The organism is Serratia ureilytica (assembly GCF_017309605.1).
GTDB classification, from domain to species: Bacteria; Pseudomonadota; Gammaproteobacteria; order Enterobacterales; family Enterobacteriaceae; genus Serratia; species Serratia ureilytica.
Genome location: NZ_CP071320.1, coordinates 4,960,729 through 4,975,051, shown reverse-complemented (window position 1 = coordinate 4,975,051; position 14,323 = coordinate 4,960,729). Strand labels below are relative to the sequence as shown.

Sequence of the window (14,323 nt, the reverse complement as noted above, 5' to 3'; positions counted from 1 at the left end):
AAGACGATGAATACGAAAGTCATCACCGCTCATGTCCCGCTGCCTTTGGCCGAAAAGGTGGATGAAATGGCCGCCAAACTTGAACGCTCACGGGGATGGATAGTGAAGCAAGCCCTCGCCGCCTGGCTTGAGCAAGAGGAAGAGCGCCGTCGGTTAACGCTGGCGGCGCTGGCCGATGTCGAACAGCAAAACGTTATCGATCATGAGTCGGTAGAAGCCTGGGCGGCCAGCCTGGACAGTGACGAGCCGCTGCCGGTACCGCGCTGATGGAGTTAAAATGGACGAGTAAGGCGCTACCGGATTTGGCGCGTTTGTTTGAGTTTCTTGCCTTGGCTAACCGCACTGCGGCAGCGAATTCGGTGAAGGCCTTGGTCGCCGCGCCTAAAGCGTTGCTCGATAATCCTCGCCTGGGTGAAAGACTGGACGAGTTTTTACCGCAGGAAGTGAGGCGTATTCTGGTCGGCCGTTATGAGATACGTTACCAGATGCAGCCGGCAACGATTTATGTTCTGCGTATTTGGCATACCCGCGAAGAGCGATAGGCGGAATTCCCCTACCCGATAAACCTGACGGCGGCCCGGCTGACGTCGGGCGTTTGGGCGGCGAGAAACGCTTGTAAACGCTCGATCAGCGGCCGTTTCGCCGATTCCTCCGGCCAAACCAGATAGTAACCGTCGCCGGTGCGCACGGCGGCGTCACAGGGCACCGCCAATAACCCCTCCTCAATCGTCCGCAGGCTCAGCGCCAGATCGCCGATCGAGACGCCATGCCCGGCGATGGCCGCCGCGTTGCCCTGTTCCAGCGAATCAAATACCTGGCCGCGCATAAGATCGATCGGGGTCGCGATGCCGCTTTTTTGCAGCCAGCGCCGCCAGTCGCGCCGATCGGGCGAAGGATGGAGCAGCGGGCAGGCGGCAAGATCGCGCTGCGCGTCGGCGAGCAGCGCAGGGGCGCAAATCGGGATCAGCCATTCGTCGAACAGTTTTACGGCGGCGGTGTTGGCGCCGAAATAGCCGTTGCCGAGCAGAATGGCGCAGTCGTAGGGTTCGCTGAAAAAGTCCACGTTGTCGATGTCCATCCACACGCTGGCTGCCTGCACTTCGAACGCCTGCGCCGTTTGCCGGAACCGGCTCAGGCAGTCCAGCAGCCAGCGCAGGGTCAGGGTAGAGGGCGCCTTCAGCCGCAGCAGATCGCGGTGGCTTCTGAACAGCTCGCAGGCTTGCTCGATGCGCGCAAACCCCTGCTGCAGCTCGGCGGCGAAGATTTTTCCCTGCGGGGTGACCTCGATGCGCGGGCCATTGCGCTGGAACAAGCGACAGCCAAAGTGCTGCTCCAGCGTTTTGATATGCTTGCTGACGGCGCTGGGGGTGAGATGCAGCGCGTCGGCGGCCAGCGTGAACGAGCCGGTGCGGGCGGCGCTTTCGAAGGCGCGCAGGGCGTAAAGCGGCGGAAGGGAACTGGCCATCGCGGCGTCTCTCAGGATGAGTCTGATTCACAGTAAACGACAGGATTACTCCTTTTTCAAGGCGGGGGCGGCGGCATCATAATGATCCGATGCCAACCGTCTGAATGTGAGTGAAATAAAGATGAACCTGTCGTTGCTGGCGGCGTATTTCGCCGCTATTTTCCTGCTTATCGCCACGCCGGGGCCGGTGGTGGTAATGGTCGCCAACACCGCGACGCGCTTTGGCGCCCGGCGGGCGCTGTGGACCGCGCTGGGCAGCAACGGGGCCTCACTGCTGCTGATCGGCATCGCTGCGCTGATCGTCACCGGGCTGTTCGCCGTCGAAAGGCGCATGCTGCAGGGGATCAGCCTGTTGGGCTGCTTGTTTATCGCCCGCATGGCGATCGCCTCGCTGTATGAGGATTTCTCCTCGCCGGCCCCCGATGCGCGGCCCGTTGCGCCGCCGCAAAAACGCTCGGCGATCGTGAACGGTTTTCTGGTGGGCATCGCCAACCCTAAGGACATCATTTTCTTCGTCGCCTTTTTTCCGCAGTTCATCGCCGTCACCCCCTCGGTCGGCGGCAGCCTGACGTTGCTGACCGCGCTGTGGGTGCTGATGGACTTCGCCATCTTGCTGGCCTATATCACCCTGCTGTCGGGAACGGCATTGCAGCGCGCGCGACGGGCGATCTCCGTCCTGTCGGCGTTGCTGTTGTTGGCGGTAGCGGTGGTGGGGGCGGGGTATGCGCTGGGGGGGCTGCTCGGCTGAAGCCGCATAAAAAACGCCGGTCGGGAAACCAGACCGGCGTTTTATCGTCGCGCTTATGCCGCGCCGTTCGGCTGCGGGGTGGGATCGCCGTTGCGGCGTTTGGCGAGGAACAGCGCCACCAACGTCAGCCAGCACAGGCCGCTGATGAGGTTGAACAGGTTGAACAACCCGCTGCCGCCCCAGACGTAGGCGACCTTGGCCAGCTCGATGCCGACGGTGAACACCATCATGCTCAGCATGCCCATGGTGGCGGACACGGTGCCTTTGCTGACGTTGCTGGAGAACAGCGTCAGGCGGTACAGCCCGGCGTTGGCGAGGCCGATGCCGAAGGCGTACAGGCTCAGGCCGGCGGTCATCCACAGGTAGGCGTGGCTGGAGAACTGGGTCGCCAGCGCGGCGATCAGCAGCCCCAGAAGCATCGGGCCAGCGCCCAGCTTGATCAGGCGCTCCACGCTGTTTTTGCCGGTCAGGCGCGCCAGCGTCAGGTTGCCGAGGATCAGCGCGCCGAACACCGGGATCTGCAGCAGGCCGTAATCCAGCGTCGACAACGACTCCCCGCTGATCAGGATCACCGGCGACTGGGCGATCCAGGCCAGCAGCGGCAGGCTGGCGAAACCGATCGCCAGGGCGCCGCACAGGAAGCGGCGGTTGCCCAGCACCTGGCGGTAGTCGCGCCACAGGTTGGCGGCGGAGAACGCCTCGCCCTGCAGCGTGGCGGTCTCCGGCATGGCTTTCCACAGGCCGTAGAAGGCGATGGCCGCCAGCGCCGCAAACAGCACGAACATGCTTTGCCACGGTGCGACGTGGATCAGCGCCGCACCGGCCAGCGGCCCCAGCAGCGGGGCGATCAGCGCCACGTTAGCCATCAGGGCGGTGATTTTGATGCACACCGCCTCTTCGAACGACTCCTGAATCGTGGCGTAGCCGACCGCGCCGATAAAGCACAGGCCGATGCCCTGCAGGAAACGCATGGCGATGAACTGCTCGATGGTGGTGACCAGCAGGATCGCCAGGCAGGAGACGATAAAGAACGCCACCCCGGCCAGCATCACCGGGCGACGGCCGCGGCGATCTGACAGCGGCCCGAGCAGCCACTGCAGGAAGATGCCGCCGGCCAGATAGGCGGTCATCGAGGTGGGCACCCACTCTTCGCCGGCGTTGAAATCCGCCACGACGGCCAGCATGCCGGGCTGAATCATATCGTTGCCGATATAGGTGGCGAACTCGAACAGCACCAGACAAAGAGGGAATAAAAGCGCCTGCCGGCCCAAACGTGCCGCAGGTGGTAATGTCGTTTTCATATTATTGTACTGATAGTAAAAGAGAAAAAGGAACTGCCAGGGCGGGAAGCGCAAACTGAGCGAGTTATGGCGGCTATTTTGCCGCCAATTGTTCACCTTCGCAATCATAAGGTGTTGTTTAAGTGCATTCTGATATTTCGCTTTTGGGTTGTCGCCGAACGCCGTGCCCGATAACCTCTTCTTAACATATCAATATGACACAAGATCGGGCGAGCGTTTGAGCGAGAAAATCGGCTGGATAGACAACCTGCGGGCGATGGCGTGCATGATGGTGGTGATGATCCACGCCACCACCTATTACGTCACCAACGGCGCGGCGATAGGGTTGCACAACTGGGACATCGCCAACGTGCTGAACTCACTGTCGCGCGTGTCGGTGCCGCTGTTCTTTATGATTTCCGGCTACCTGTTCTTCGGCGAAAAGAGCGCCGGCCGGCGGCATTTCACCCGCATCCTCTGCTGCATTCTGTTCTACAGCGCCATTGCGCTGATCTATATCGCGGCTTTCACCAAGATCGGTTTCTGGCCGTCGCTGCGCGGCATCCTGCAAAAGCCGGTGTTCTATCATCTGTGGTTTTTCTACGCCATCGCGGTGATTTACCTGCTGTCGCCGCTGATTAGCGTCAAACCGGTATCGCGCCGCTACCTGGCCGCCGCGCTGGTGATGTTGGCGGTGATCGCCAACCCGAATACCGATAAGCTGACCTTCGGCAACGCGCATCTGCTGCCGGTTAACCTGTATATCTACGGCGATACCTTCTACTACCTGCTGTATGCGTTGGCCGGACGGGCGATTGGCATGATGGAGGCGCGCGGGCGCGCCGTGGGCTGGTTGGCGGCGTTGGGATTTGCGCTGTGCGTGGCGCTGATCGCGCGCGGCACCAAACACCAGCTGTTCATCAACGGCAACTTCGCCGATACCTACTACATCTACAGCGGCCCGCTGGTGTTTATGGCGGCGGTGGCGCTGCTGGTGTGGGTGAAACACTGTCTGCCGCAGCCGATCGGCTGGTTGAGCACGTTCTCCCGCCATTCGCTGGCGATTTACGGTTTTCACGCCCTTATCGTCAACGTGATGCGCAGCCGGCACCTGGACTTCACCGGCCACCCGCTGCTGGATATCTTCTGGGTGTTCGGCGTGGCGCTGGGGGGCAGCCTGCTGCTGTCTGTCGGCCTGCAGCGGCTGGATACCCGCCGGCTGGTGTCATAGCGGCGAGCGCTGGCGCTGCTGGGCGCGGCGCAGCTGCCGCCCGGAAGAAAACCCAGCTGCCAGCGCGGCCTTCTCCAAGCCATACCCTTGCTGCAGGCGCTGTTGTGCCACCGCCAGCCGCAGCTGCTCATGATACTCCCGCACGCTGATGCCGACGTGGTTGCGAAACAGCCGCGCCAGGTGGCGGCTGCTGACGTGCGCCTTCTCCGCTATCTGCGGCACTGACCAGTCGGCCTCCGGCTCTGCGGCCATCACGTTCTGCGCGCGGTGCACCGCCGGGTGCAGGTGGTTGCGGTAGCGCAGCCAGGGCGACAGCTGCGGATCGTCGCCGGCGCGGCGGAAATAAACCACCATGTCGCGTGCGACGTCGCGCGCCCGGCCGGAGCCGCAGTGGCGGTGGACCAGGTGCAGCGCCAAATCGATGCCGGTGGTGATGCCCGCGCTGGTGTAGACGCCGCGGTCTTCGACGAAGATGCGGTTCTCTTTCACCTGCGCCGCCGGCGCCTGCAGGCGGATACGTTCGATGACGTCGTGGTGGGTGGTGCACTGATAGCCGTCGAGCAGCCCGGCCTGCGCCGCCAGCAGCGCGCCGGAACAGATGCACACCAGGGTGATGCGCTGCCGTTGCAGATCGGGCCGCAGCGTCGCCAGCCAGCGGCGCGCCTGCTCGGCCTCCTCTCCGGCGAAATAGCGCTGCGAATCGCCGACGCCCGGCAGCACCAGGATGGCGCCGTCTTCCAGGCGCTCGGGCAACGGCTGCAGGCCGCTCAGCGTCATGCCGATGGAGCAGACGATCTGCGGCGCCGGGCTGAGGTAACGCAGGCTGAACTGCCCGGCGAGGCGCAGGGTTTCCGCCGGGCCGCTGACGTCCAGCGACAGCACGTTGGGCAACAGCAGAAAATAGACGGCCTGCGACATGATTACTCCTGTGCGAGTTGCGCCAGCGCCTCATCCACGCTGGCGATGCGGGCGAAACGATCGACCAGTACGGTTTCAGTATGCCGCTTCAACTGCGCGGGGGTAAAGACTTCGCCGTCGGGATGGCGCATCGGGAAGGTCAGCGTCGCCTCGGTGACGAAAGTCACCCGATAACCGAGGTCGGACGCCACCCGGGTGGTGGTTTCGCAGCACTGCTCGGTGCGGATGCCGGAGACGATCAGGTGGTTGATGTCCCGCTCGCGCAGCCAGGCGTTGAGGCCGGATTCGGTCAGCGCATTGTGCACATGCTTGTGTACGGTGATATCCGCCTGGTGGGTGAGGAACGGCAGGCGCTGCACATGGCCCGAAGCCAGTGAGAACGGCCCTTGCGGCGAAACGTGCAGCACGTCGACCAGGGCCGCGCCGCGCTGTCGGCAGCCCGCAATCAGGCGGGTCAGCGCCTGTTGAAACGCAGGCAAATCGTCCTCCTGCCAGAATGGACGGTGCTGGAATGATTGCTGGACATCGATGATCAATAACGCGCTCTGTGACATTTTCGGCCCTCCGCCAGTGTGTGTAGCGACCATCTTGCGCCGCGCCTTACTCTGGCAGAAGGCCAAAAACGGCCATCATGATGACAACAACGGACCGACCTTAGGCTTTGCTCACCTGGCCGGCGACCAGGCGCCCCTGATGGAAGGTGGCGCTGCGCGCCGGCAGACGGGCGACCGCCTCGGCGGAACAGCTGGCGTTGACCAGCACGAACTCGGCGGCATCGCCGGCTTTCGGCCAGGCGCGCTGCCCCTTATCGTCCAGTGGCAGCACGCCGCCGGTGGAGATGGCCATGGCGCGCGACAGGTGATACTCGTCGGAACCGCGGTACAGCTGGGCGTACAGATTGGCCTTCTCCAGGATGTCGCCGGTGCCGAACGGCGACCAGTGGTCGATCACGCTGTCGGTGCCGGTCATCACGAACACCCCTTTCTCACTGAGCTGCGGCAGCGGCATCATCAGGCCGCCGATCGGCACCGTGGAGGCGATGGTGATCTGCTGCGCCGCCAGCCGGGTGGCGGTTTCCGCCAGTTCGCCCGGCGTCAACGTGGTCAGGGCGAAAGCGTGGCTAATGGTGACCTTGCCGCGCAGCGCTGGGTTTTTCTCCACGGTGGTGATCATGTAGTTGATGGCGGCGACCCCGGCCGGGCTGGTTTCATGCAGGTGGATATCCACGCCTTTGCCGGTATCGAGGGCGATCTGGAACATGGCGTCGAGCGATTTCTCCATCGCGCCGTCGACGTTGGTCGGATCCAGCCCGCCGACGTACTGCACGCCCATCTGCATCGCTTCGCGCATCAGCGCATCGACCCTGGAGTGCAGCAGGCCGTGCTGCGGGAAGGCGACGATTTCACAGCTGAAGTCCGCCCGGTGGTTTTCCAGCGCGCGCTGCAGGTGCTCCAGGCTTTTCAGGCCGCTGACCGGATCGATATTGCAGTGGCTGCGTGCCACGGTGCTGCCTTTGGACTGCAGCAAGGCGATCAGGTTTTCCGCCCGTTGCTGCGAGGTGGGCAGCAGTGTCGGGATCAGTGTCTGCTCCAGCGCGATCATGTCCATGATGGTTTTGCCCTGGCGCGGGCGCGGCGCCTGCCACGGGCCGCTGTAGAAGGTTTTATCCAGGTGGATGTGCATATCGCGAAATGCCGGCAGCAGCAGCCGGCCCTGCGCCTTATAGCGGGGCACGCCGGCCGGCAACGCGGCGTTGGCGGCGTGAATGGCGGCGATCTTGCCGTCTTTGATCTCCAGGGTGTACAGCGCGGTGCGGGTGCCGATCACCGTTTCGCCGTCGTATTCAAAGCCGTCTTCCAGCCGCACCTCGCTCAGGCAGTAGTGGCGATCGGTCAGGGTCATCGGCGTTGGCGCACACGGCTCGCCGCCAGGCGAAGCGGCCTGTGCCATGCCGCCGGTCAGGCCGATCACCGCGCAGGCGGTGGTGAGTTTGCCGGTTTGGCTGAGGAAGGCTCTGCGGCCCGGTTGTTGAGGGTTTTCCACGTTCGGTTCCTTAATCCAGAGGTGAGGTGGGTGAAAACATCCCCCAATTTAGGAGAGGAACCGGCCGGTTGGCAGCGACATTTGCCACTGGTGACTATTCGATTTGGTAATGACCGGCGTGCGCCGGGGCAAGGATTTTCCTGGCTTGCTCTTTCGTAGCTTTAATGGCTACATTTGTAGTCATTAAAGCTACATTGAGGTCAGCGTTATGCACGATCCGATGCTCGAGTTGCTGTTCAGCGAATACCGTAGAAAAGTGCTAAGCCTGCTGTTTATTGAAGCCGGGCGTGCGTTTCATGTGCGAGAAATTGCGCGGCGCACCGCAACTCAGGCCGGCACTTTACATAAAGAGTTGAGCAGGTTGGCGGAGAGCGGCATCTTGCTCAGGCAGCGGCAGGGCAACCAAATTTGCTATCAGGCCAACGCCGATTGCCTGATTTTCCCTGAGCTGGCGGCGATTTTCCGCAAGGTTTGCGGGCCGGCGGAGTGCTTAAGGCAGACATTGGCAGCGTTTGGCGAAGCTATTGAACGCGCTTTTATTTTTGGTTCTGTCGCCAGTGGCAAAGCGACGGCGGCCAGTGATATCGATGTTCTGATCGTCGGCAAACTGTCTTTTGCGGAGGTGATTCAGGCGGTTTACCCGCTGCAGGCAACGCTGGGTCGGGAAATTAACCCCAAACTGTATTCGCCTGAAGAGTGGCGAGCGGCTTTGGCCGAGAACTCCGCGTTTATTCAGGACATTATGGATAAACCCCAACTCTGGATTGTGGGAGACAAGGATGACGCTGGACAATCTGGTCGGGCTGGGACTGGAGGTGATAACGCCTGACGCGGGGGCGATTAAAAAATTGCTGGCCGCCGCCGCTCGCAACCGACGCGATGCGGGTATCACTCAGCTTAGCAATGAGAGCCGTTTCGACACGGCATACAAGGCGGTCATGCAAATGGCGAATGCCGCTTTACAAGCCAAAGGATACCGCACGCTGACCAGCAAACCCGGCCATCACCAGATCATGATCCAATCGTTGCCGCTCACCGTAGGGCTGCCGCGAGAGGAAATGATCTGCCTGGATGCATTGCGAAAACAGCGCAACGTGGCGGATTATTCCGGCGACTTGGTGACGGACGCGGCGGTACAGGCTTGCCTTGAGCAGACAGAAGCGCTGTGGGTACGGATTATCGACTGGCTGCAGCGCGAACATCCGCAGATAGTGGCGTAAGATGCCTTACTTCAGCCCGCAAAACGCCGCCAGCCGCTGGGCCAGCGCCAGCGTGGCGGCGGGGGCGCCGTCGCGGTAGTAGAGCGCCAGTTCGAAGCTGTCTATCGGCGGCAATCCTTCGGCCGCGCCCAGCACCCGGTGCGTCGCCAGACGGCAGCCGGCCGGCAGCAGGGTGACGCCCAGCCCGGCGGCGGAGGCGGCGGTCAGCGCCGCCAGGCTGGCGCTGCTGTAGCCGATGCGCCAGCGTTTGCCGAGGTTGTCGAGCGCCTGGCACAGCTCGTCGCGGTACAGGCCGTTCAGTGGAAATACCGCCAGCGGCACCGGCGATTGCTCGATGGCCGGGAAGGCCAGGCTGTCCAGCCACAGCAGCGGTTCCGGCCGCGCGGCGCGCGGCGGTTGCCGGCGGCGCTGCTTCACCAGGATCAGATCCAGCTCTTCACGCGCGTAGGCGTTGTGCAGATCGGCGCTCAGGCCGCTGGCGACGTCCAGCCGCAGGTGCGGGTGCTCGCGGCTGAATTCGGCCAGCAGCCCGGTGGTGGGCACGGCGAAATCTTCCGGCATGCCGATCCGCAGCACGCCGTCGCGCCAGATGCCGGTCAGCGCATCGTGGGCTTCTTCATTCAGCGCGATAATGCGGCGCGCGTAGCTCAACAGCTTGACGCCTTCTTCGGTCAGCAGCACCTGATGCGAGGAACGCTCAAACAGCGGCTTGCCCAGCATCTCTTCCAGCCGGCGCACCTGCTGGCTGACGGTGGACTGCGACAAAAACACCCGCTCTGCGGCGCGGGTGAAGCTGTTGCTGTCGCACACGGCGACGAAGCTGAGCAGCAGCTGCGGATTGAACATCGGGTAGCGATTCATTTTCCCACTGTTGGCTATTTTATTATTTAATTTCCCAATACTAGCGGCGTTGCCTACAGTAACGCAACGCTGCGGCGATCGCGCTGTGACGCCGCACTCTTCATTTCGCAGTACCAGGAATATGCCGTGTTAAATCATTCTGTTAATTCACCTTCTCCACGCCGCTGGCTCAACCCTCTGCTGCTGGCGCTGGTGTTGATCGGCCTGAACATGCGGCCGCTGTTGACCTCGATTGGCCCGTTGCTGCCGACGTTGCGCCAGGCCACCGGGCTGAGTTTTGGCGGCGCGGCGCTGTTGACCACGCTGCCGGTGCTGATGATGGGCCTGATGGCGCTGGCGGGCGGCGCCATCAACCGGCTGTTCAGCGAACGCAGCGCGGTGACGCTGAGCCTGCTGGCGATCGGGCTGGGCGCGCTTTGGCGCGAACTGGCCCCCGGTAGCGTGCAACTGCTGATGAGCGCGGTGCTGGGCGGGCTCGGCATCGGGGTGATCCAGGCGGTGATGCCCGGCATCATCAAGCATCATTTCCTCAACAGCATGGCGCTGGTGGCCGGGCTGTGGTCGGCGGCGCTGATGGGCGGCGGTGGGTTGGGGGCGGCGATCACCCCGTGGCTGATGAGCGTAGGGCACGACTGGCACAGCGCGCTGGCCTGGTGGGCGTTGCCGGCGCTGGTGGCGCTGGTGGCCTGGTGGCCGGTCAGCCGCGGGCTGTCTCGCCTGGGCGCGGCGGGCGAAAACCGCGGGCCAGGCCTGCTGCGCAACCGGCGCGCCTGGCTGCTCGGCGCCTATTTCGGCCTGATCAACGGCGGCTATACCAGCCTGATCGCCTGGCTGCCGCCGTATTACATGCAGCTCGGCTGGCAGCCGCAGGCCAGCGGTTCGCTGCTGGCGCTGATGACCTTCGGCCAGGTCGTGGGCGCGCTGCTGTTGCCGGCGCTGGCGCGCAATCATGATCGGCGGCCGCTGCTGCTGCTGGCGCTGATGATGCAACTGATCGGCTTTATCGGCCTGATTTACCTGCCGCAGACGCTGCCGTGGCTGTGGGTGTTGGTTTCCGGGCTGGGGCTGGGCGGCGCGTTCCCGCTGTGCCTGGTGCTGGCGCTCGATCACCTGCACCAGCCGGCGGCGGCCGGGCGGCTGGTGGCCTTTATGCAGGGCGTCGGCTTCCTGTTGGCGGGCGTGACGCCCTACCTCTCTGGTCTGCTGCGGGACTACAGCGGCGGCTTCGTGCTGGACTGGCAGATCCACGCGCTGCTGGTGGTGGCGCTGATCGCCATCACCTGGCGCTTCCATCCGCACAGCTACCGACGGGCGTTCGCCGAATAATATTTCTGTCATTGCCGCTCCCTATAGTGACGTTGCTTTTACTTCTGGGCGATAACAACGAAAAGGGACAATGACATGCACAACACCAAAACCCGGCTGGCGCTGCTGGTCGGCTGCATGGCGCTGAGCGCCAACCTGTGGGCCGACGCGCAGCCGGTGCAAGCGACGCTGGCCGGGCATGCGCTACTGCCGGTGAAATCCGCCGTTTCCACGCCGAAGGATGCGCCGAGCGATTTGCAGCAGAGCGGCAAATACACCAGCGGCAAACGCGTCACCGAGCTGGGCAGCGTGGCGGGCAAATCCGCCGATCGCCTGACCGGCTTCGGCCTGCCGATCGACGGCCAGCCGCTGCAGGGCCACTCCGGCATCAAACACATGCCCGACGGCACCTACTGGGTGCTGACCGATAACGGCTTCGGCAGCAAGGCCAATTCGCCGGACGCCATGCTGTACCTCAATCACTACAAGATCGATTTCAAAGACGGCACGGTCGCGCCGCTGAAGACGGTGTTCCTGCACGATCCGGATAAAAAGGTGCCGTTCCACATCATCAACGAGAGCACCGAGAAGCGTTATTTGACCGGCAGCGATTTCGATCCGGAAAGCTTCCAGTTTGCCGACGATGCCTTATGGATCGGTGAAGAGTTCGGGCCTTACCTGATCAAGGCCGACCTGAACGGCAAAGTGCTGGCGGTGTTCGACACTCAGGTAGACGGCAAGGTGGTGAAATCGCCGGACAACCCGACGCTAACCCTGCCGGGCGCGCCGGACGGCAAACAGAACTTTCAGGTGGCGCGTTCCAAAGGCTTTGAAGGCATGGCCGCCTCGCCGGACGGCAGCAAGCTGTACCCGCTGCTGGAAGGGGCGCTGTGGGATGGCGAACAGTTCGAGAACGTCGGCGGCAAACGCTACCTGCGGGTGCTGGAGTTCGACGTCAAACAGCAGGCCTGGACCGGCCGCAGCTGGCAGTACGTACTGGAAGACAACCAGAACGCCATCGGCGACTTCAACATGATCGACGCCACCCACGGGCTGGTGATCGAGCGCGACAACGGCGAAGGCACGCCGGATAAAGCCTGCGCCGCCGGCGCGCCGACCGACAACTGCTTCAGCCAGGTGGCCAAGTTCAAGCGAGTGTATAAAATCGCTTTCTCGGACGCCAACGTCGGTAAACCGGTCGAAAAACTGGGCTATATCGACCTGATGAACATTCAGGATCCGAACAAGCTGGCGCGCAAGCCGCTGAACGACGGCGTGCTGACCTTCCCGTTCTTCACCATCGAAAACGTGGACGTGGTGGACGCCAACCACATCATCGTCGGTAACGACAACAACTTCCCGTTCTCCTCCAGCCGCCAGCCCAATATGGCGGATGACAACGAGTTCATCCTGCTGGACGTGAAGGATTTCCTGAAGTAGCGCTCCCCGGCCGCCGAATCGCCGGCGGCCGCCATTTCCCGCTTAGCGCAGCGAACAAACTGCGCTATAATCAGCGCCTTGCTTCTTCTCTTCTCCAAGGAAGATCCTCGTCCCCGGTGGGGCGGCCGGACTTCAAATCCGGTTGGGGCCGCCAGCGGTCCTGGGCAGGTTCGACTCCTGTGATCTTCCGCCAATCAATGTCTCCCAATCTCCTCTGTGATTGTCGGCTCCGGTAGGGGTAATTTGCTTCTTTCGCTTTGTGATAGCGCAGCTTGCGTGGGTAGAAGAAACGTTCATGAAGAAGGACTATGAGGCAGTAAGCCGTTGACGTAAAAACCGCTTACGCGGCCTTTTTATTTCTGAGAAACAGGGCAAGCAGATACAGGGCGCCCAGCGGCAGGGCCATGACATAACAGAATGCATAATACAGGATCAGCACGCCATTTTTGCCTATGGTATCGGCGAACAGTCCGCGGTGCCAAAATTCTTCACTCGTGAACTGCAGGGCGGCCGTTTCAGTGCCTTTTTTAGCACAGGGATACAGTAAAAAGCTCAGGATGGAGAGGATCAACGAAAGTGCGATATTCACCATGTCCTGGAAAGAATAGATGTAATAAAGCGCGATAAAAAAGTAAGTCACGCCCCACACCTGACTTTTCCAATAATACGCTTTGGTCATTTGTGCCTCCCTGGACATGAGTTCCTTTCTGTTTTCGTGCTTGGCGAAATGGAATATCGATGCCATTGCCCGCGTTGCGCGGTTTACCCAAGACGTCTGAGTATGCGCAGGGCTTCGGCAAAATGCCATATTACCGGCTTATCTGGCAGGCGTATTTGGGTTCTGTCGCGAGCGTCCCTCTCCCCAACACATAGCCCCCTCACTCCCGCTGCAAAAAGAACTGCTTGATGGTCTGCCGCAGCCAGCGGTGCGCCGGATCGCGATCCAGGCGCGGGTGCCAGGCCTGGACGATAAACACCGATTCAAGCTCGAGCGGCAGCTCGATCTCCGCCAACGGCAGGTGGATGTTGCTCACCCCCTGCAGCACGTGGCGCGGCAGCGGCAGGATAAAGTCCGATTTCATGGTCAGCATCATCGCCGAATGGAAGCCCGGCAGGGTCAGGGCGACGTTGCGCTGCAGGCCGAGATCGCGCAGCGCGTCGTCGATCGGCCCTTGCGTGCGCCCGCGGCGGGAGACGCTGATATGCGGGTAATGAGTCAGGGTTTCGGGCGTTACCCGGCCGATAATTGGGTGCCCAGGGCGCACCAGCGCCTGAAAGGTGCTGGTGAACAGGCTCTGCGTCTTGATTTCCGGGTGCCAGTCGCGCGAGGAGCCGATCACCAGATCCACCTTGCCGCTGCGCAGCGCATCATCCTCGCCGTCGCTTTCTGCGATAAACTTCAGGCCGCTTAACGGCGCCATGTCCCGCAGCGTTTCCAGCAGGCCGCCCGCCAGCGCGCCGATAAAAATGTCGTTGGCGCGAATGGTGAAGGTTCGGGTCAGCTTGCCGGGTTCGAATGCATCATTCGGTGCGATCAGCGCGGCAGCCTGTTCGATGATCTCGCCGAGCTGGCGTTTCAACTCCAGCGCACGCGGCGTCGGCACCAGATGCTTGCCGGCCCTGACCATGATCGGGTCGTCGAACTGCCGGCGGATGCGCCCAAGAATGCGGCTCATTGCCGGCGCGCTCAGATTCATCTTCTCGGCGGCGCCGCTCACGCTCCCTTCTTCCAGCAGCAGATTCAGCGCATAGATCAGGTTGAAATCAATTTTTTGCGGCATGTCCTCTCCGGTGGTGGTGCACTCAGTGGAT

16 protein-coding genes and 1 tRNA gene are annotated in these 14,323 nt (G+C 62.4%); 9 read left to right on the top strand and 8 right to left on the bottom strand.

Annotated elements, in window-relative coordinates; translation table 11 throughout:
- Positions 1-6: 6 nt before the first annotated feature.
- Positions 7-267 carry a CopG family ribbon-helix-helix protein gene (locus J0X03_RS23540; RefSeq protein WP_033639076.1) on the top strand — a complete coding sequence of 87 codons (261 nt, stop codon included), beginning with the start codon at positions 7-9 and terminating at the stop codon, positions 265-267.
- On the top strand, positions 267-542 hold the full coding sequence (locus tag J0X03_RS23535; RefSeq protein ID WP_147880991.1) for a type II toxin-antitoxin system RelE/ParE family toxin: 276 nt from the start codon (positions 267-269) through the stop codon (positions 540-542). The genes J0X03_RS23540 and J0X03_RS23535 overlap by 1 nt, the downstream gene beginning before the upstream one ends.
- Positions 543-553: 11 nt before the next feature.
- Here the strand turns inward: J0X03_RS23535 and J0X03_RS23530 are convergent, their stop codons facing one another.
- Positions 554-1,465, bottom strand: a complete 912-nt coding sequence (locus tag J0X03_RS23530; protein ID WP_033645108.1) for a LysR family transcriptional regulator — start codon at positions 1,463-1,465, stop codon at positions 554-556.
- Between the two features lie 121 nt (positions 1,466-1,586).
- On the opposite strand from J0X03_RS23530, the gene J0X03_RS23525 reads away from it, so the two are divergent.
- Positions 1,587-2,213 (top strand): LysE family translocator, encoded by a 627-nt coding sequence (locus J0X03_RS23525; protein WP_033645107.1) that lies wholly within the window; start codon positions 1,587-1,589, stop codon positions 2,211-2,213.
- Between the two features lie 53 nt (positions 2,214-2,266).
- On the opposite strand, the gene J0X03_RS23520 is transcribed toward J0X03_RS23525, so the two are convergent.
- Entirely contained in the window at positions 2,267-3,514 is a 1,248-nt protein-coding gene (locus J0X03_RS23520) for an MFS transporter (protein WP_033633516.1), read from the bottom strand.
- Between the two features lie 217 nt (positions 3,515-3,731).
- Between J0X03_RS23520 and J0X03_RS23515 the strand changes: the two genes are divergently transcribed.
- A complete protein-coding gene (locus tag J0X03_RS23515) occupies positions 3,732-4,724 on the top strand; it encodes an acyltransferase (RefSeq protein ID WP_160203880.1) in 993 nt (330 codons plus the stop codon).
- Here J0X03_RS23515 and J0X03_RS23510 read toward each other — a convergent pair.
- From J0X03_RS23510 to J0X03_RS23500, 3 genes are all read right to left on the bottom strand, one after another.
- Positions 4,719-5,642, bottom strand: a complete 924-nt coding sequence (locus J0X03_RS23510) for a GlxA family transcriptional regulator (protein WP_142074810.1) — start codon at positions 5,640-5,642, stop codon at positions 4,719-4,721. The two genes, J0X03_RS23515 and J0X03_RS23510, sit on opposite strands and share 6 nt — an antisense overlap.
- Before the next feature lie 2 nt (positions 5,643-5,644).
- Positions 5,645-6,196 (bottom strand): isochorismatase family protein, encoded by a 552-nt coding sequence (locus J0X03_RS23505; RefSeq protein WP_069100550.1) that lies wholly within the window; start codon positions 6,194-6,196, stop codon positions 5,645-5,647.
- Between the two features lie 100 nt (positions 6,197-6,296).
- A complete protein-coding gene (locus J0X03_RS23500; RefSeq protein ID WP_033645103.1) occupies positions 6,297-7,685 on the bottom strand; it encodes an amidohydrolase family protein in 1,389 nt (462 codons plus the stop codon).
- 208 nt (positions 7,686-7,893) lie between these two features.
- Here J0X03_RS23500 and J0X03_RS23495 point away from each other — a divergent pair, with 208 nt between their 5' ends.
- Positions 7,894-8,514, top strand: coding sequence for a nucleotidyltransferase domain-containing protein (locus tag J0X03_RS23495; protein ID WP_033645102.1), 621 nt, complete (start codon positions 7,894-7,896; stop codon positions 8,512-8,514).
- Positions 8,465-8,905, top strand: coding sequence for a hypothetical protein (locus tag J0X03_RS23490; protein ID WP_033645101.1), 441 nt, complete (start codon positions 8,465-8,467; stop codon positions 8,903-8,905). Before J0X03_RS23495 ends, J0X03_RS23490 begins: the two co-directional genes overlap by 50 nt.
- Before the next feature lie 6 nt (positions 8,906-8,911).
- Here J0X03_RS23490 and J0X03_RS23485 read toward each other — a convergent pair whose 3' ends face one another.
- Entirely contained in the window at positions 8,912-9,766 is an 855-nt protein-coding gene (locus J0X03_RS23485; protein WP_060660099.1) for a LysR family transcriptional regulator, read from the bottom strand.
- Positions 9,767-9,976: 210 nt separating this feature from the next.
- Here J0X03_RS23485 and J0X03_RS23480 point away from each other — a divergent pair, with 210 nt between their 5' ends.
- The 3 genes from J0X03_RS23480 (at position 9,977) to J0X03_RS23470 (ending at position 12,704) form a co-directional block, all read left to right on the top strand.
- Positions 9,977-11,092, top strand: coding sequence for a cyanate transporter (locus J0X03_RS23480; RefSeq protein ID WP_277988502.1), 1,116 nt, complete (start codon positions 9,977-9,979; stop codon positions 11,090-11,092).
- 75 nt (positions 11,093-11,167) lie between these two features.
- Positions 11,168-12,511, top strand: a complete 1,344-nt coding sequence (locus tag J0X03_RS23475) for an esterase-like activity of phytase family protein (RefSeq protein WP_160203882.1) — start codon at positions 11,168-11,170, stop codon at positions 12,509-12,511.
- 98 nt (positions 12,512-12,609) lie between these two features.
- Positions 12,610-12,704, top strand: a tRNA-Sec gene (locus tag J0X03_RS23470).
- 147 nt (positions 12,705-12,851) lie between these two features.
- Here the strand turns inward: J0X03_RS23470 and J0X03_RS23465 are convergent.
- Both J0X03_RS23465 and J0X03_RS23460 read right to left on the bottom strand, forming a co-directional pair.
- Entirely contained in the window at positions 12,852-13,190 is a 339-nt protein-coding gene (locus J0X03_RS23465) for a colicin E1 family microcin immunity protein (RefSeq protein WP_044030221.1), read from the bottom strand.
- A 199-nt stretch (positions 13,191-13,389) separates the two neighbouring features.
- Positions 13,390-14,292 (bottom strand): LysR family transcriptional regulator, encoded by a 903-nt coding sequence (locus J0X03_RS23460; RefSeq protein ID WP_031299766.1) that lies wholly within the window; start codon positions 14,290-14,292, stop codon positions 13,390-13,392.
- Positions 14,293-14,323: the final 31 nt, after the last annotated feature.